General features: G+C 62.0%; 13 protein-coding genes and 1 tRNA gene. All 14 read left to right on the top strand.

Features of this window, described 5'->3' with window-relative positions:
• Positions 1-676 (top strand): EF-Tu/IF-2/RF-3 family GTPase (locus tag J7367_RS21135; protein WP_209028999.1); only part of this gene is annotated, 676 nt, incomplete at its 5' end.
• A 106-nt stretch (positions 677-782) separates the two neighbouring features.
• Positions 783-858, top strand: a tRNA-Trp gene (locus tag J7367_RS21130).
• Between the two features lie 49 nt (positions 859-907).
• Complete coding sequence (secE, locus tag J7367_RS21125; protein ID WP_057663914.1) at positions 908-1,315, top strand: preprotein translocase subunit SecE; 408 nt, start codon at positions 908-910, stop codon at positions 1,313-1,315.
• Positions 1,316-1,328: 13 nt separating this feature from the next.
• Positions 1,329-1,886, top strand: coding sequence for a transcription termination/antitermination protein NusG (nusG, locus tag J7367_RS21120; protein WP_005917584.1), 558 nt, complete (start codon positions 1,329-1,331; stop codon positions 1,884-1,886).
• A 197-nt stretch (positions 1,887-2,083) separates the two neighbouring features.
• A complete protein-coding gene (gene rplK, locus J7367_RS21115) occupies positions 2,084-2,512 on the top strand; it encodes a 50S ribosomal protein L11 (RefSeq protein WP_007968862.1) in 429 nt (142 codons plus the stop codon).
• Positions 2,513-2,515: 3 nt separating this feature from the next.
• Positions 2,516-3,214 (top strand): 50S ribosomal protein L1, encoded by a 699-nt coding sequence (gene rplA, locus J7367_RS21110; RefSeq protein ID WP_003486747.1) that lies wholly within the window; start codon positions 2,516-2,518, stop codon positions 3,212-3,214.
• A 541-nt stretch (positions 3,215-3,755) separates the two neighbouring features.
• A complete protein-coding gene (rplJ, locus tag J7367_RS21105; protein ID WP_005930748.1) occupies positions 3,756-4,289 on the top strand; it encodes a 50S ribosomal protein L10 in 534 nt (177 codons plus the stop codon).
• Between the two features lie 55 nt (positions 4,290-4,344).
• Entirely contained in the window at positions 4,345-4,710 is a 366-nt protein-coding gene (gene rplL / locus J7367_RS21100; RefSeq protein WP_057663915.1) for a 50S ribosomal protein L7/L12, read from the top strand.
• A gap of 348 nt (positions 4,711-5,058) precedes the next feature.
• Positions 5,059-9,210 carry a DNA-directed RNA polymerase subunit beta gene (rpoB, locus tag J7367_RS21095; RefSeq protein WP_057663917.1) on the top strand — a complete coding sequence of 1,384 codons (4,152 nt, stop codon included), beginning with the start codon at positions 5,059-5,061 and terminating at the stop codon, positions 9,208-9,210.
• Between the two features lie 149 nt (positions 9,211-9,359).
• On the top strand, positions 9,360-13,574 hold the full coding sequence (gene rpoC, locus J7367_RS21090; protein WP_003486736.1) for a DNA-directed RNA polymerase subunit beta': 4,215 nt from the start codon (positions 9,360-9,362) through the stop codon (positions 13,572-13,574).
• A gap of 218 nt (positions 13,575-13,792) precedes the next feature.
• Complete coding sequence (rpsL, locus tag J7367_RS21085) at positions 13,793-14,167, top strand: 30S ribosomal protein S12 (RefSeq protein WP_002811712.1); 375 nt, start codon at positions 13,793-13,795, stop codon at positions 14,165-14,167.
• 12 nt (positions 14,168-14,179) lie between these two features.
• Positions 14,180-14,647 carry a 30S ribosomal protein S7 gene (rpsG, locus tag J7367_RS21080; RefSeq protein WP_005917592.1) on the top strand — a complete coding sequence of 156 codons (468 nt, stop codon included), beginning with the start codon at positions 14,180-14,182 and terminating at the stop codon, positions 14,645-14,647.
• A 137-nt stretch (positions 14,648-14,784) separates the two neighbouring features.
• Complete coding sequence (fusA, locus tag J7367_RS21075; RefSeq protein ID WP_057663920.1) at positions 14,785-16,902, top strand: elongation factor G; 2,118 nt, start codon at positions 14,785-14,787, stop codon at positions 16,900-16,902.
• 48 nt (positions 16,903-16,950) lie between these two features.
• Positions 16,951-17,557 (top strand): GTP-binding protein (locus tag J7367_RS21070; RefSeq protein ID WP_209028970.1); only part of this gene is annotated, 607 nt, incomplete at its 3' end.

The raw sequence follows: 17,557 nt of genomic DNA, 5'->3' as shown, positions 1-17,557 counted from the left end.
TGGTTCGGCGCGTCTGGCGCTGGACGGCGATCAGAGCGACATCGGTGTGCCGGCGATCCTGAAGCTGGTTGAAGCGCTGGATTCGTTCATTCCCGAGCCGACCCGCGACGTCGACCGTCCGTTCCTGATGCCGGTCGAAGACGTGTTCTCGATCTCCGGCCGCGGCACCGTGGTGACCGGTCGTATCGAGCGCGGCATCATCAAGGTGGGCGACGAAATCGAAATCGTCGGTATCCGCGATACGCAGAAGACCACCGTCACCGGCGTGGAAATGTTCCGCAAGCTGCTGGACCAGGGTCAGGCAGGCGACAACGCCGGTCTGCTGCTGCGCGGCACCAAGCGTGACGACGTCGAGCGCGGCCAGGTGCTGTGCAAGCCGGGTTCGATCAAGCCGCACACGGAGTTCGAAGCCGAAGTCTACGTCCTGTCCAAGGACGAGGGTGGCCGTCATACCCCGTTCTTCAAGGGCTACCGTCCGCAGTTCTACTTCCGCACCACCGACATCACTGGCGCTTGCCAGTTGCCGGAAGGCGTGGAAATGGTGATGCCGGGCGACAACGTGAAGATGGTCGTGACCCTGATCAACCCGGTCGCGATGGACGAGGGTCTGCGCTTCGCCATCCGTGAAGGCGGTCGTACCGTCGGTGCCGGCGTGGTTGCCAAGATCATCAAGTAAGTGCCTGCATCCAGCCGCCTGTTGGCGGCTGGATTCAAACGAATGGCGGGCCGGCTGAACCGCGGTCCGCCTTCGTTGTCTTAGGGTTTGCGGTAAACGAGTACATACGCCAGTAGCTCAATTGGCAGAGCAGCGGTCTCCAAAACCGCAGGTTGGGGGTTCGAGTCCCTCCTGGCGTGCCACTCCTCTTTCCGGCCCAGCGACTCGGGTCAGATCGGTAACTAGAGCCGGATGAATAGCAAAATCGAGCCTTCCAAGAGCGCGTCCTCTAGCGCTGATGTCGTTAAGTACGTTGTCTCCGCTGCCCTGGTGGTTGCGGGGCTTTTTTTGTGGTTCTGGTTTTCCGCTCCCGAACGCGCGACCCAGCTGGGCGCGTGGACGCCGCAACTGCGTGCGTTGGCTGTCATCGTCGGGTTGGTGGCGGGTGCATTTGTGTTTTTGGGTACCGGCAAGGGCCGGGAGACCCGCGAATTCCTGTCCGAGTCCAGGTTCGAGTTGCGTAAGGTTGTCTGGCCGACGCGCCAGGAAGCTATCCGCACCACCTGGGTCGTCATTGTTGTTGTAATCATTCTGAGTTTGCTGTTGGGCGGCTTCGACTTTGTCATCCAGAAGCTCACGCAGTGGTTCCTGGCTCGTTGAGGAGAATCAAGCAGTGAAGCGTTGGTATGTCGTTCACGCCTATTCAGGCTTCGAAAAATCCGTTGCGCAGGCATTGCGCGACCGTATCGCGCGTGCCGAGATGGAAGATCGTTTCGGCGACGTGCTGGTGCCGACCGAAGAGGTCATCGAAATGCGCGCCGGCCAGAAGCGTCGGTCCGAGCGCAAGTTCTTCCCCGGCTACGTGCTGGTGCAGATCGAAACGCATGAAGAAGCCGGTATTCCGCGCATCGACAACGAAAGCTGGCACCTGGTGAAGGAAACTTCCAAGGTGATGGGTTTCATTGGCGGCACCGCCGACCGTCCTCTGCCGATCCGCGACGAAGAGGCGGATGCGATCCTGCAGCGTGTGCAAGATGGCGTCGAGAAGCCGCGTCCGAAGGTATTGTTCGAGCCGGGCCAGATGGTGCGCGTCACCGAGGGTCCCTTCAACGACTTCAACGGCGTCGTCGAGGAAGTCAATTACGAAAAGAGCAGGCTGCGTGTTGCCGTGCTCATCTTCGGCCGCTCCACGCCGGTCGAGCTCGAATTCGGTCAGGTCGAGAAGGGCTGACCTTGTGGGCGCCGGCTAGGCGCTCGCCCCAAATGCTGCTATAGTGCGCGGCTCGCTGTCTTGGCGAACCGCCTGGAACCAATGGCTGCCGCATGGCGGCCGTCTGTGTGCGGTCAACAAGCGTGAAGCCGGGACACGTGAATCCCGGTCCGATGGGGAGCCTGCAGGTCAGGCGCTAGCACCCGGAGAGTATTGAAATGGCTAAGAAGATTACTGCTTTCATCAAGTTGCAGGTCAAGGCCGGTCAGGCCAACCCTGCGCCGCCGGTTGGCCCTGCACTGGGTCAGCGCGGTCTGAACATCATGGAATTCTGCAAGGCATTCAACGCCGCGACGGCGAAGCTGGAGCCGGGTCTGCCGACGCCGGTGATCATCACCGCGTATTCCGACCGTACCTTCACGTTCGTCACCAAGAGCACCCCGGCCAGCGTGCTGCTCAAGAAGGCCGCAGGCGTGAGCTCCGGCTCGAAGCGTCCTAACACCGACAAGGTGGGTAAGGTGACGCGCAAGCAGCTGGAAGAGATCGCCAAGGTCAAGGAAGCCGATTTGACGGCAGCCGAACTGGAAGCGGCGGTGCGCACGATTGCGGGTTCTGCCCGCAGCATGGGTTTGACGGTGGAGGGCTAAGAGATGGCACAGAGCAAGCGCGTTAAGGCCATTACGGCCGCTGTCGTTCCGGGCAAGACCTATGCCTTCGAAGACGCAATCAAGATCCTGAAGACCGCCACCAAGGCGAAGTTCGTCGAGTCGATCGACGTTGCCGTGCGCCTGGGTGTGGACGCCAAGAAGTCCGACCAGCAGGTGCGCGGTTCCACCGTGCTGCCGGCCGGTACCGGCAAGAGCGTGCGCGTCGCAGTGTTCGCACCGGCAGGCGCCAAGGCTGACGAAGCTCTGGCCGCTGGCGCCGAGGCGGTGGGCATGGACGACCTGGCCGAGAAGATGCAGGCCGGCGATCTGAACTATGACGTGGTCATCGCGACCCCGGACGCCATGCGCGTCGTCGGTAAGCTGGGCACCCTGCTGGGTCCGCGCGGCTTGATGCCGAACCCGAAGGTCGGCACCGTGTCGGCCAATCCGGGCGAGGCGGTCAAGAATGCCAAGTCGGGCCAGGTGCGCTACCGCACCGACAAGGCCGGCATCATCCACTGCACCATCGGCAAGGCCAGCTTCGACGACGAAGCGCTGAAGTCGAACCTGCAGGCGCTGTTGCTGGATCTGGTCAAGGCCAAGCCGGCGACCTCGAAGGGTACCTACCTGCAGAAGGTCTCGGTCAGCTCGACCATGGGTCCGGGCGTGACGGTCGACCAGTCGAGCCTGTCGCTGAAGTAAGCGAATGCGTCCGGCGTCATGCGCCTGACGTATTTGGCAGTACAGCATTGTTTTTCCGGCCCGGGTCACCGTGTGCTGGGAGTCCGTTCCCTCCTTTGGGCAACGGACATTTTGAAGGCGATCGCCGGCACGTCCGACGGTAGCCGTCAAAGACCGCAGGCGCGGTCAGCGCAGATCGACGACGGGCAGGGATGCTCGTACTGGCAAGGAGTCGCCGTCGATGCAGCGGGATCGCTTAATTGGTTCGTTTCGAGCCGGCCGGCGTAGATGGTGTCACCCTTCTGGAGCTTTCTGGTTTACGCGCGTCTGGGACATCCCGGATCGAGTCCACTCCAGGTCTAGAACGGCCACCAAAGGAACATCGGTCGATGTTCCCGGCTTCCAGGAAGGAGGCTGCCCTGGACCGCGACCGGCAGGAGCCGCGAGCGGAGTAGTTTGAAGCCGGGATTAGCGATTCGGCATTGGGATTTGCAGGCTGCTTCACGGCTCTGGCGAATCCTGAATCACCAATCCCGAATACCGGCTTTAACGGAGGAGTGCAATGGCTCTCAATCTGTCCCAGAAGCAAGAAGTAGTCGCCGAGCTGGCAGACATCGCCGCCAAGGCCCACTCCCTGATCGCCGCCGAATACGCTGGCACCACGGTCTCCCAGATGACCGCGATGCGTAAGCAGGCCCGCGAAACCGGCGTGTTCTTGAAAGTTGTCAAGAACACCCTGGCTGCGCGTGCCGTTGAAGGTACTGATTTCGCTGTCGCTGCTGACAAGCTGGTTGGTCCTTTGCTGTATGCGTTTTCGATGGAGGAGCCCGGCGCAGCCGGTCGCCTGATCAAGGAATTTGCCAAGAGCAACGACAAGCTGCAGGCCAAGGTCGTGTCCATCGGCGGGGAACTGTTCCCGGCTGGACACGTCGACGTGTTGGCCTCGCTGCCGACCCGTGACCAGGCCCTGGCCATGCTGGCCCGCGTGCTGTCCGAACCGGCTGCGATGTTCGCCCGTGCCGTCAAGGCCGTTGGCGACAAGCAGGGTGGTGGCGACGAAGCCGCCGCGCCGGTCGCCGAGACTGCCGAAGCTTGATGTCCTAGCGTTCGCTAGAACCCCAATCCAGAAAATCATTTATAAGGTAATCACAATGTCCCTTACCAACGAACAGATCGTCGACGCCATCGCCGAGAAGTCCCTGATGGAAGTGATGGAGCTGGTCAAGGCCATCGAAGAAAAGTTCGGCGTCTCCGCCGCTGCCCCGGTCGCTGCTGCTGCAGCTGGCCCGGCCGCCGTGGTCGAAGAGCAGACCGAGTTCAACGTGGTGCTGACCAACTGTGGCACCAACAAGGTCGGCGTCATTAAGGCCGTCCGCGCCTTGACCGGCCTGGGTCTGAAGGAAGCCAAGGATCTGACCGAAGCCGGTGGCATGCTGAAGGAAGGCGCTTCGAAGGACGAAGCCGAGAAGATCAAGAAGGAACTGACCGAAGCTGGCGCGACTGTCGAAATCAAGTAAGCAACACTTTGCATCGCCAGCGTTTCATGGTGATGCACTGAAGGCTGGGAGCGTAAAGCTCCCGGCCTTTGGCCGTTGATGGAAAGCCGGGATTTGAGATTCGGCATTCGGGATTCGAAGGCAGCCTTCGCTAATCCCCAATCCCTTCATCCCCAATCCTCGCCTCATCGAGTTGGTAGTTGGAAGTAGCGGGAGAAGGCGTGCTGGTGCCGGCAATACCAGCGACTTCCAACTGACAACTTGAATGTGAGTCCCTCACAAGAGCAGCGCACATCCATGTGCGCGGGTTCAGTTTTGTTATTTCAGGGCCGCCGCGATGTGGCCCCCGCAGCCTAGGGTGAAGACCTCATGACGTCTTATTCGTTCACCGAAAAAAAGCGTATCCGCAAGGACTTCGGTAAGCAGCGCTCGATCCTCGAAGTGCCGTTTCTGCTTGCCATCCAGGTGGATTCCTACCGCGAATTCCTGCAGGAAGACGTGGAGCCGAACAAGCGTAAGGACCTCGGTCTGCACGCGGCATTGAAGTCGGTGTTCCCGATTTCCAGCTACAGCGGCAACGCTGCGCTGGAGTACGTCGGTTACAAGTTGGGTCAGCCGGTGTTTGACGAGCGTGAATGCCGTCAGCGCGGCATGAGCTATGGCGCGCCGCTGCGCGTGACCGTGCGCTTGGTGATCTACGACCGCGAGTCGTCGACCAAGGCGATCAAGTACGTGAAGGAGCAGGAGGTCTATCTCGGCGAAATTCCGCTGATGACCGGCAACGGTACCTTCATCGTCAACGGCACCGAGCGCGTGATCGTCTCGCAGCTGCACCGCTCGCCGGGCGTGTTCTTCGATCACGACCGTGGCAAGACCCACAGCTCGGGCAAGCTGCTGTACAGCGCCCGCATCATTCCGTACCGCGGTTCCTGGCTGGATTTCGAGTTCGACCCGAAGGATGCGCTGTTCACCCGTATCGACCGTCGCCGCAAGCTGCCGGTGTCGATCCTGCTGCGCGCGCTTGGCTACAGCAACGAAGAGATGCTGGCCGAGTTCTTCGAGATCAACACCTTCCACATCAACCCGGACGAAGGCGTGCAGCTGGAGCTGGTGCCGGAGCGTCTGCGTGGTGAAACGCTGAACTTCGACCTGGCCGACGGCGACAAGGTCATCGTGGAGGCGGGCAAGCGCATCACTGCGCGTCACGTCAAGCAACTGGAAGCCGCCGGCGTTGCCGCGCTGGCCGTGCCGGACGACTACCTGGTCGGCCGCATCCTGTCGCACGACGTGGTCGATGGCTCCACCGGCGAACTGCTGGCCAATGCCAACGACGAGATCAACGAAGACCAGCTGGCTGCCTTCCGCAAGGCGGGCGTCGATGCGGTTGGCACCCTGTGGGTGAACGATCTGGATCGTGGTCCGTACCTCTCCAACACCTTGCGCATCGATCCGACCAAGACGCAGCTGGAAGCGCTGGTCGAAATCTACCGCATGATGCGTCCGGGCGAGCCGCCGACCAAGGAAGCGGCGCAGAATCTGTTCCACAACCTGTTCTTCACCTTCGAGCGCTACGACCTGTCCACGGTCGGCCGCATGAAGTTCAACCGTCGCGTCGGCCGCAAGGACGTGCTGGGCGAGTCGGTGCTGTACGACAAGAAGTACTTTGCCGAGCGTAACGACGAAGAATCCAAGCGTCTGGTTGCCGAGCACGCCGACACCTCCGACATCCTGGAAGTGATCAAGGTGCTCACCGAAATCCGCAACGGTCGCGGCGTGGTCGATGACATCGATCACCTGGGCAACCGTCGCGTGCGTTCGGTCGGCGAAATGGCCGAGAACGTGTTCCGCGTGGGCCTGGTCCGCGTCGAGCGCGCGGTCAAGGAGCGTCTGTCGATGGCCGAGTCCGAAGGCCTGACCCCGCAGGAACTGATCAACGCCAAGCCGGTGGCTGCCGCGATCAAGGAATTCTTCGGCTCCTCGCAGCTGTCGCAGTTCATGGACCAGAACAACCCGCTGTCGGAAGTGACGCACAAGCGTCGCGTCTCCGCGCTGGGTCCGGGCGGTCTGACCCGCGAACGCGCCGGTTTCGAAGTGCGCGACGTGCACCCGACCCATTACGGCCGCGTCTGCACCATCGAAACGCCGGAAGGCCCGAACATCGGCCTGATCAACTCGCTGGCCGTATTCGCCCGCACCAACCAGTACGGCTTCCTCGAGACGCCGTACCGTAAGGTGCTGGACGGCAAGGTCTCCGACGACGTCGAATACCTGTCGGCGATCGAAGAAAACGAGTACGTGATCGCCCAGGCGAACGCGCTGACCGATGCCAAGAACATGCTTACCGAGCAGTTCGTGCCGTGCCGGTTCCAGGGCGAATCGCTGCTGAAGCCGCCGTCCGAAGTGCACTTCATGGACGTTTCGCCGATGCAGACCGTGTCGGTCGCAGCGGCGCTGGTGCCGTTCCTCGAGCACGACGACGCCAACCGCGCACTGATGGGCGCCAACATGCAGCGCCAGGCCGTGCCGACGCTGCGTTCGCAGAAGCCGCTGGTCGGTACCGGCATCGAGCGCGCGGTTGCGCGCGACTCGGGCGTGACCGTCAATGCGCTGCGTGGTGGCGTGATCGAGCAGATCGACGCAGCCCGCATCGTGGTCAAGGTCAATGAGGCAGAAATCGGCGGCGGCACCGATGCCGGCGTGGATATCTACAACCTGATCAAGTACACCCGCTCCAACCAGAACACCTGCATCAACCAGCGTCCGTTGGTGAATGTGGGCGACGTGATCGCGCGCGGCGACGTGCTGGCCGACGGCCCGTCCACCGACATCGGTGAGCTGGCGCTGGGCCAGAACATGCTGATCGCGTTCATGCCGTGGAACGGCTACAACTTCGAAGACTCCATCCTGCTCTCCGAGCGCGTGGTGGAAGAGGATCGTTACACCACGATCCACATCGAAGAGCTGACCTGCGTTGCGCGCGACACCAAGTTGGGGCCGGAGGAAATTTCCGCCGACATCCCGAACGTGTCCGAGCAGGCCTTGAACCGTCTGGATGAAAGCGGCGTGGTGTACATCGGTGCAGAAGTGCGCGCCGGCGACATCATGGTCGGCAAGGTCACGCCGAAAGGCGAAAGCCAGCTGACCCCGGAAGAAAAGCTGCTGCGTGCGATTTTCGGCGAGAAGGCGTCCGACGTGAAGGACAGCTCGCTGCGCGTGCCCCCGGGCATGGACGGCACCGTCATCGACGTTCAGGTCTTCACCCGCGACGGCATCGAGAAGGACAAGCGTGCGCGTCAGATCGAAGAGTCTGAAATCAAGCGCGTCAAGAAGGACTTCGACGACCAGTTCCGCATTCTGGAAGCGGCCATCTACGCGCGTCTGCGCTCGCAGATCGTGGGTAAGGTCACAAACGGCGGCGCGAACCTGAAGAAGGGCGACACCGTCACCGACGCGTACCTGGACGGGCTGAAGAAGTCCGATTGGTTCCAGCTGCGCATGAAGGACGAAGACGCTGCCGACGCCATCGAGCGTGCGCAGAAGCAGATCCAGGCGCACGAGAAGGAATTCGAGGCACGCTTCGCCGACAAGCGCGGCAAGATCACCCAGGGCGACGACCTCGCACCGGGCGTGCTGAAGATGGTCAAGGTGTTCCTGGCCGTGAAGCGCCGCATCCAGCCGGGCGACAAGATGGCAGGCCGCCACGGCAACAAGGGTGTGGTCTCCAACGTGGTGCCCGTGGAAGACATGCCGTACATGGCCACCGGCGAGTCGGTCGACATCGTGTTGAACCCGCTCGGCGTGCCGTCGCGTATGAACATCGGCCAGATTCTGGAAGTGCATCTGGGTTGGGCCGCCAAGGGTCTGGGTCGCAAGATCCAGCGCATGCTGGAAGCCCAAGCCGCCGTCAGCGAACTGCGCAAGTTCCTCAACGACATCTACAACCACGACAACGCGATCAATGCACAGCGCGTGGACCTGTCGCAGTTCAGCGATGAGGAATTGCTCAACCTGGGCAAGAACCTGATCGACGGCGTGCCGATGGCCACCCCGGTGTTCGACGGCGCCAGCGAAGCGGAAATCAAGCGCATGCTGGAGCTGGCCGACCTGCCGCAGAGCGGTCAGACCCAGCTGTACGACGGTCGTACTGGCGAAGCGTTCGATCGCAAGACCACGGTCGGCTACATGCATTACCTGAAGTTGAACCACTTGGTCGACGACAAGATGCATGCGCGCTCGACGGGCCCGTACTCGCTGGTGACCCAGCAGCCGCTGGGCGGCAAGGCGCAGTTCGGTGGTCAGCGCTTCGGCGAAATGGAAGTCTGGGCGCTGGAAGCCTACGGCGCGGCCTACACCCTGCAGGAAATGCTGACGGTGAAGTCCGACGACGTGCAGGGCCGCAACCAGATGTACAAGAACATCGTCGATGGTGAGCACGAGATGGTCGCGGGCATGCCGGAATCCTTCAACGTGTTGGTGAAGGAAATCCGCTCGCTGGCGATCAACATGGAACTGGAAGAGTAAGAGCCGGGCCCGGTCAGGGGCCGGCAACCCGGAAGAGGCGAGCGCTCAGCGCGTGCGTTCTTCCGGGGGACGGTCCCTGATTCCAGTCCCGATCGAAGCTGTTCGCGTTTCATCTCAGATACGAAATTCCTCCGACCCGGAGATATCAAATGAAAGACCTGCTCAACCTCTTCAATCAGCAGCGCCAGACGCTGGATTTCGACGCGATCAAGATCGCGTTGGCGTCGCCGGACCTGATCCGTTCGTGGTCCTACGGCGAAGTGAAGAAGCCCGAAACCATCAACTACCGGACCTTCAAGCCCGAGCGTGACGGCCTGTTCTGCGCCGCCATCTTCGGACCGATCAAGGACTACGAGTGCCTGTGCGGCAAGTACAAGCGCATGAAGCACCGTGGCGTGGTCTGCGAAAAGTGCGGCACCGAAGTGACCCTGGCCAAGGTGCGCCGCGAGCGCATGGGCCACATCGACCTGGCCTCGCCGGTGGCGCACATCTGGTTCCTCAAGTCGCTGCCGTCGCGCATTGGCTTGATGCTGGACATGACCCTGCGTGACATCGAGCGCGTGCTGTACTTCGAAGCCTATGTCGTCACCGAGCCGGGCCTGACCCCGCTCGAGCGCCGCCAGCTGCTGACCGAAGAGCAGTATCTGACCGCGCGCCAGGAGTACAACGACGACTTCGACGCCGCCATGGGCGCCGAGGCCGTGTATGAGCTGCTGCGCACGATCGACCTGCAATCGGAAATGACCCGTCTGCGCGAGGAAATCGCCAGCACCGGTTCGGAAACCAAGCTCAAGCGTTTGACCAAGCGCATCAAGCTGATCGAAGCCTTCCTGGAATCGGGTAACCGTCCGGAGTGGATGGTCATGACCGTGCTGCCGGTGCTGCCGCCGGATCTGCGTCCGCTGGTGCCGCTGGATGGCGGCCGCTTCGCGACCTCGGATCTGAACGATCTGTACCGCCGCGTGATCAACCGTAACAACCGTCTGCGTCGCCTGCTGGAGCTCAATGCTCCGGACATCATCGTGCGCAACGAAAAGCGCATGCTGCAGGAATCGGTCGATGCGCTGCTGGACAACGGCCGTCGCGGTCGTGCCATCACCGGCACTAACAAGCGTCCGCTGAAGTCGCTGGCCGACATGATCAAGGGCAAGCAGGGCCGGTTCCGTCAGAACCTGCTCGGCAAGCGCGTGGACTATTCCGGCCGTTCGGTCATCACCGTCGGTCCGTACCTCAAGCTGCACCAGTGCGGCCTGCCGAAGAAGATGGCGCTCGAGCTGTTCAAGCCGTTCGTGTTCGCCAAGCTGCAGCGTCGTGGTTTGGCCACCACCATCAAGGCCGCCAAGAAGCTGGTCGAGCGCGAAGAAGCCGAAGTCTGGGACATCCTGGAAGAAGTGATTCGCGAGCATCCGGTGCTGTTGAACCGCGCGCCGACCCTGCACCGCCTGGGCATCCAGGCGTTCGAGCCGGTGTTGATCGAAGGCAAGGCCATCCAGCTGCATCCGCTGGTCTGTACGGCCTTCAACGCCGACTTCGACGGCGACCAGATGGCTGTCCACGTTCCGCTCTCGCTGGAAGCCCAGCTGGAAGCGCGTGCGTTGATGATGTCCACCAACAACATCCTGTCGCCGGCCAACGGCGAGCCGATCATCGTGCCGTCGCAGGACGTGGTGTTGGGTCTGTACTACATGAGCCGCGCCCTGGAGAACAAGAAGGGCGAAGGCATGGTGTTCGCCAACACCAGCGAAGTGAAGCGCGCCTACGACAACCGCGTGGTCGAACTGCACGCCAAGGTCAAGGTGCGCATCACCCAGGTGGACGTGGAAGCCGGCGGCAAGCGCAGTAGCGGCACCTCGATCGTGGATACCACGGTCGGTCGTGCGCTGCTGAGCGAAATCCTGCCTGAAGGCCTGCCGTTCCAGCTGGCCAACACCGAGATGACCAAGAAGAACATCTCGCGCCTGATCAACTCCAGCTACCGTCTGCTGGGCTTGAAGGACACCGTCGTGTTCGCCGACAAGCTGATGTACACCGGCTACGCCTACGCGACCCGCGCCGGCGTGTCGATCGGTATCGACGACATGCTGATCCCCGACGAGAAGAAGGGCATCCTCACCGAGGCCGAAGCCGAAGTGCTGGAAATCCAGGAGCAGTACCAGTCGGGTCTGGTCACCGCCGGCGAGCGCTACAACAAGGTCGTGGACATCTGGTCGCGGACCAGCGAGCGCATCGCCAAGGCGATGATGGACACCATCGGTACCGAAAAGGTCGAGAACGCCAAGGGGGAGACCATCGACCAGAAGTCGATGAACTCGCTGTACATCATGGCCGACTCCGGTGCCCGTGGTAGCCAGGCGCAGATCCGTCAGCTGGCCGGTATGCGCGGCCTGATGGCGCGTCCGGACGGTTCGATCATCGAGACGCCCATCAAGGCGAACTTCCGCGAAGGCCTGAACGTGCAGGAGTACTTCAACTCCACCCACGGTGCCCGTAAGGGTCTGGCCGATACCGCGCTGAAGACGGCGAACTCCGGTTACCTGACCCGCCGCCTGGTCGACGTGGCGCAGGACGTGGTGATCACCGAAATCGATTGCGGCACCACTGAAGGGTTGATCATGACCCCGATCGTGGAAGGTGGCGACGTGGTCGAGCCGTTGCGCGAGCGCGTGCTGGGCCGCGTGGTGGCCGAGGACGTGTACCTGCCGGGCAACGACGAAGAGCCGATCGTCACCCGCAACACGCTGCTCGACGAAGCCTGGGTGGCCAAGCTCGAAGACGCCAGCGTGCAGTCGGTGAAGGTGCGTTCGACCATCAGCTGCGAATCCTCGTTCGGCGTGTGCGCACGCTGCTACGGCCGCGATCTCGCACGTGGTCACCAGGTCAACATCGGCGAAGCGGTCGGCGTCATCGCTGCGCAGTCGATCGGTGAGCCGGGTACCCAGCTGACCATGCGTACGTTCCACATCGGTGGTGCGGCGTCGCGTGCGGCTGCGGTGGACAACATCACCGTCAAGACCACCGGTTCGGTCAAGTTCAACAACCTCAAGTCGGTGGCGCATGCCAGCGGTTCGCTGGTTGCGGTCTCGCGTTCTGGCGAACTGTCCGTGCTCGATGGCCATGGCCGCGAGCGCGAGCGTTACAAGCTGCCGTACGGCGCGACCATCACCGCCAAAGACGGCGATGCGGTCAAGGCCGGGCAGAGCGTTGCCAACTGGGATCCGCATAACCACCCGATCGTGTCGGAAGTGGCCGGTTTCATCCGCTTCATCGACTTCGTCGACGGCGTCACCGTCATCGAGAAGACCGACGAGCTGACCGGTCTGGCGTCGCGCGAAATCACCGACCCGAAGCGTCGCGGCGCACAGGCCAAGGAGCTGCGTCCGATCGTGCGCATCGTCGATGCCAAGGGCAACGACCTAACGATTCCGAACACGGATCTGCCGGCCCAGTACCTGTTGCCGCCGCGTTCCATCGTCAACCTGCAGGACGGCGCTGCCGTCGGCGTGGGCGACGTGGTTGCCAAGATCCCGCAGGAAGCGTCCAAGACCCGCGACATCACCGGTGGTCTGCCGCGCGTTGCCGACTTGTTCGAAGCACGCAAGCCGAAGGACCCGGCGATCCTGGCAGAACGCTCGGGCATCATCAGCTTCGGTAAGGACACCAAGGGCAAGCAGCGCCTGATCATCAAGGATACCGATGGTTCGGAACACGAAGAGCTGATTCCCAAGTACCGCCAGATCATCGTGTTCGAAGGCGAACACGTGACCAAGGGCGAGACCGTGGTGGACGGCGAGCCGAGCCCGCAGGACATCCTGCGCCTGCTGGGTGTCGAACCGCTGGCCGCTTACCTGGTCAAAGAAATCCAGGACGTGTATCGCCTGCAGGGCGTGAAGATCAACGACAAGCACATCGAGGTGATCACTCGCCAGATGCTGCGTAAGGTCGAGATCGTTGATCAGGGCAACAGCAAGTTCCTCAACGGCGAGCAGGTCGAGCGCCAGCGCGTCATCGAGGAAAATGCCCGCCTGGTCAAGCGCAACGAACTGCCGGCCAAGTACGATCCGGTGTTGCTGGGTATCACCAAGGCATCGCTGGCCACCGAGTCGTTCATTTCGGCGGCATCGTTCCAGGAGACCACCCGCGTGTTGACCGAGGCAGCCGTGCGCGGCACCCGCGACAACCTGCGCGGTCTGAAGGAAAACGTGATCGTGGGTCGCCTGATCCCGGCCGGTACGGGTCTGGCGTACCACGCCGGACGTCGCAAGGCCTCGGGTCTGACCGACTCGGAAATGGAAACGCTGTCGGGCAAGCCGGCAGTCGCCGAACCGGTCGCCGCAGTGGCCGACGCTGGCGCGGACGAGGAGTAAGCGCTCCGACGGCGGTCGCAAGATCGCCGTAAGCCAAGCGAAAAGGAGGGCAGGACGCCCTCCGTTTTCCGGCCTTGGATGGGCCAGCAGGTTCAGATTTCGTGAAGTTGACGGAGTTTCTTCCTGCCAGCTATACTTCTCTGTCTCGGTGGGCCGGTCTCGGCCTGCCTTTGTTTTCGTGCAGGCCGTGTCGGCCTATCAATCAGAAGAATCAACTGATGACGACGATCAATCAGCTGGTCCGCAAGCCTCGGCAAGCGACCACCTACAAGAGTGCCTCTCCGGCACTGGACAAGTGTCCGCAGCGCCGTGGCGTCTGCACACGCGTCTATACCACTACCCCGAAGAAGCCGAACTCGGCCCTGCGTAAAGTCGCCAAGGTGCGTCTGACGAATCAGGAAGAGGTCATCAGCTACATCGGTGGTGAAGGCCACAACCTGCAGGAGCACTCCGTGGTCCTGATCCGCGGTGGCCGCGTCAAGGATCTTCCCGGTGTGCGTTATCACACCGTCCGTGGTTCGCTGGACGCCGCCGGCGTCGCCAAGCGTCGTCAAGGCCGTTCCAAGTACGGCGCCAAGCGCCCGAAGAGCTAAGGAAACACTCAAATGTCCCGTAAAGGTTCTACTCCGCAGCGCACCGTCCTGCCAGATCCAAAGCATGGCAGCGAAACCATTGCCCGCTTCATCAACATGGTGATGCAAAGTGGCAAGAAGTCGGTTGCTGAGAAAATTGTCTATGGCGCAATGGACGTCATTGGCGAAAAGAATCCGAATGCCATCGAACTGGTGCAGAAAGCACTGGACAACGTGGCCCCGGCTGTCGAAGTTAAATCGCGTCGCGTCGGTGGTGCTACCTATCAGGTGCCCGTCGAAGTGCGTTCCTCCCGTCGCATGGCGCTGGCGATGCGCTGGTTGATCGATTCCGCGCGCAAGCGTGGCGAGAACACCATGCCGCGTAAGCTGGCTGCAGAACTGTTGGACGCCTCGGAAAGCCGCGGCGGCGCGATCAAGAAGCGCGAAGAGACCCACCGTATGGCGGAGGCGAACAAGGCGTTCGCACATTACCGCTGGTGACCTCGGGGGCCTTGGTAACGGGGCCCTTCAGCACCATATGAGTGCTGTTTGCGACGCATCTTGCGTCGCATCCAATCCGAAGGCCGCCGAAAGGCGGCGTTCGGCCATCCGAAATCCAAGAAATTGAGAGGCTCCCCGTGGCCCGCACCACCCCTATCGAGCGTTACCGCAACTTCGGCATCATGGCCCACATCGATGCCGGCAAGACCACCACGTCCGAACGCATCCTGTTCTACACCGGTGTGAGTCACAAGATCGGCGAAGTCCATGACGGCGCTGCAGTGATGGACTGGATGGAGCAGGAGCAGGAGCGTGGTATCACCATCACCTCCGCTGCGACCACCGCGTTCTGGTCGGGTATGGACAAGTCCATGCCGCAGCACCGCTTCAACATCATCGACACCCCCGGGCACGTCGACTTCACCATCGAAGTGGAGCGCTCCTTGCGCGTGCTCGACGGTGCGGTGTTCGTGCTGTGCGCCGTGGGTGGCGTGCAGCCGCAGTCCGAGACCGTGTGGCGCCAGGCCAACAAGTATTCCGTACCGCGCATGGCCTTCGTCAACAAGATGGACCGTACCGGTGCCAACTTCGACAAGGTCGTTGAGCAGCTGAAGGCCCGTCTGGGTGCCTATGCCGTGCCGATGCAGGTGCCGATCGGCGCCGAAGACGGCTTTGAGGGCGTGGTCGACCTGCTGAAGATGAAGGCGATCCATTGGGATACCGCATCGCAGGGCACCACCTTCGAATACCGCGACATTCCGGCCGAGCTGGTCGATGTCGCGACCGAGGCACGTTCGTTCATGGTCGAAGCGGCTGCAGAAGCCAGCGAAGACCTGATGGACAAGTACCTCAACGAGGGCGACCTGAGCGAGCAGGAGATCCTGTCGGGTCTGCGCGAGCGCACCTTGAAGGTGGAGATCGTGCCGGTGTTCTGCGGCTCGGCGTTCAAGAACAAGGGCGTGCAGGCCATGCTCGACGGCGTCGTGCATTTGCTGCCGTCGCCGGCGGACCGTCCGCCGGTGCAGGGTATCGACGAAGACGAGAAGGAAGACACGCGCGCTGCGACCGATACCGCGCCGTTCTCGGCGCTGGCGTTCAAGATCATGACCGACCCGTTCGTGGGCTCGCTGACGTTCTTCCGTGTCTACTCGGGCACGCTGAACTCCGGCGACCAGGTCTACAACCCGGTCAAGTCGAAGAAAGAGCGCGTGGGCCGCATCCTGCAGATGCACTCCAACAATCGCGAAGAGATCAAGGAAGTGCGCGCGGGCGACATCGCCGCTGCCGTGGGTCTGAAGGACGTCACCACCGGTGACACGCTGTGTGCGCAGGACAAGATCATCACCCTGGAGCGCATGGTGTTCCCGGAACCTGTGATCTCGATGGCGGTGGAGCCGAAGACCAAGTCGGACCAGGAAAAGATGGGCATGGCCCTGGGCCGTCTGGCACAGGAAGATCCCTCGTTCCGCGTCAAGACCGACGAGGAATCCGGCCAGACCATCATCTCGGGCATGGGCGAGTTGCACCTGGACATCATCGTCGATCGCATGCGTCGCGAGTTCAATGTCGAGGCCAACGTCGGCAAGCCGCAGGTGGCCTACCGCGAAACGATCCGCAAGTCCGACGTCAAGTCTGATTACAAGCACGCCAAGCAGTCCGGTGGTAAGGGTCAGTACGGTCACGTGGTGATCGAGCTGTCGCCGATGACCGAAGAAGAGCGCAAGAGCGACAACGTCAAAGACGATTTCTTGTTCGTCAACGACATCACCGGCGGCATCATTCCGAAGGAGTTCATCCCCTCGGTTGAGAAGGGTCTGCGCGAGACGATCACCAGTGGTCCGATCGCCGGCTTCCCGGTGGTGGGGGTGAAGGTCAAGCTGGTGTTCGGCTCGTACCATGACGTCGACTCCTCGGAAATGGCGTTCAAGCTGGCTGCATCGATGGCGTTCAAGCAGGGCTTCGCGAAAGCCAGCCCGGTGTTGCTGGAGCCGATCATGAAGGTCGAAATCGTCAGCCCGGAGGATTACCTGGGTGACGTGATGGGCGACGTGAGCCGCCGTCGTGGCGTGTTGCAGGGTCAGGACGACAGCCCGTCGGGCAAGATCATCAACGCGATGATCCCGTTGGGTGAAATGTTCGGTTACGCCACTTCGCTGCGCTCGATGAGCCAGGGCCGTGCGACGTTCTCGATGGAATTCGACCACTACGAAGAGGCACCGGCCAACATCGCCGACGCCGTCACCAAGAAGGGCTGAGTTCGCTCAGCCGCTTCTCACAAATTTTTCAATTAGAGGTAGTTAGTCATGGCAAAAGCTAAATTCGAGCGCACCAAGCCGCACGTGAACGTCGGCACCATCGGTCACGTTGACCATGGCAAGACCACGTTGACCGCTGCGCTGACCAAGATCGGTGCCGAGCGTTTCGGTGGTGAGTTCAAGGCGTACGACGCGATCGACGCGGCGCCGGAAGAGAAGGCGCGCGGCATCACGATTTCGACCGCGCACGTCGAATACGAATCCCCGACCCGCCACTACGCGCACGTTGATTGCCCCGGCCACGCCGACTACGTCAAGAACATGATCACCGGTGCGGCCCAGATGGACGGCGCGATTCTGGTGTGCTCGGCCGCTGACGGCCCGATGCCGCAGACCCGTGAGCACATCCTGCTCTCGCGTCAGGTCGGTGTGCCGCACATCGTCGTGTTCCTGAACAAGGCCGACATGGTCGACGACGCCGAGCTGCTCGAGCTGGTCGAAATGGAAGTGCGCGAGCTGCTGAGCAAGTACGACTTCCCGGGCGACGACACCCCGATCATCCATGGTTCGGCGCGTCTGGCGCTGGACGGCGATCAGAGCGACATCGGTGTGCCGGCGATCCTGAAGCTGGTCGAAGCGCTGGATTCGTTCATTC

Source organism: Xanthomonas sp. D-36-1, from assembly GCF_017746155.1.
Classification (GTDB): domain Bacteria; phylum Pseudomonadota; class Gammaproteobacteria; order Xanthomonadales; family Xanthomonadaceae; genus Xanthomonas; species Xanthomonas cissicola.
This window is presented reverse-complemented; position numbering and strand designations above follow the sequence as displayed.

Bases quoted from the DNA above. Each gene is read 5' to 3' on its own strand.
- rpoC (WP_003486736.1), top strand. From the start codon at position 9,360: ATGAAAGACCTGCTCAACCTCTTCAATCAGCAGCGCCAGACGCTGGAT.
- rpsG (WP_005917592.1), top strand. From the start codon at position 14,180: ATGTCCCGTAAAGGTTCTACTCCGCAGCGCACCGTCCTGCCAGATCCA.
- rplL (WP_057663915.1), top strand. From the start codon at position 4,345: ATGTCCCTTACCAACGAACAGATCGTCGACGCCATCGCCGAGAAGTCC.
- rplA (WP_003486747.1), top strand. From the start codon at position 2,516: ATGGCACAGAGCAAGCGCGTTAAGGCCATTACGGCCGCTGTCGTTCCG.
- rpoB (WP_057663917.1), top strand. From the start codon at position 5,059: ATGACGTCTTATTCGTTCACCGAAAAAAAGCGTATCCGCAAGGACTTC.
- rplK (WP_007968862.1), top strand. From the start codon at position 2,084: ATGGCTAAGAAGATTACTGCTTTCATCAAGTTGCAGGTCAAGGCCGGT.
- rplJ (WP_005930748.1), top strand. From the start codon at position 3,756: ATGGCTCTCAATCTGTCCCAGAAGCAAGAAGTAGTCGCCGAGCTGGCA.
- secE (WP_057663914.1), top strand. From the start codon at position 908: ATGAATAGCAAAATCGAGCCTTCCAAGAGCGCGTCCTCTAGCGCTGAT.
- rpsL (WP_002811712.1), top strand. From the start codon at position 13,793: ATGACGACGATCAATCAGCTGGTCCGCAAGCCTCGGCAAGCGACCACC.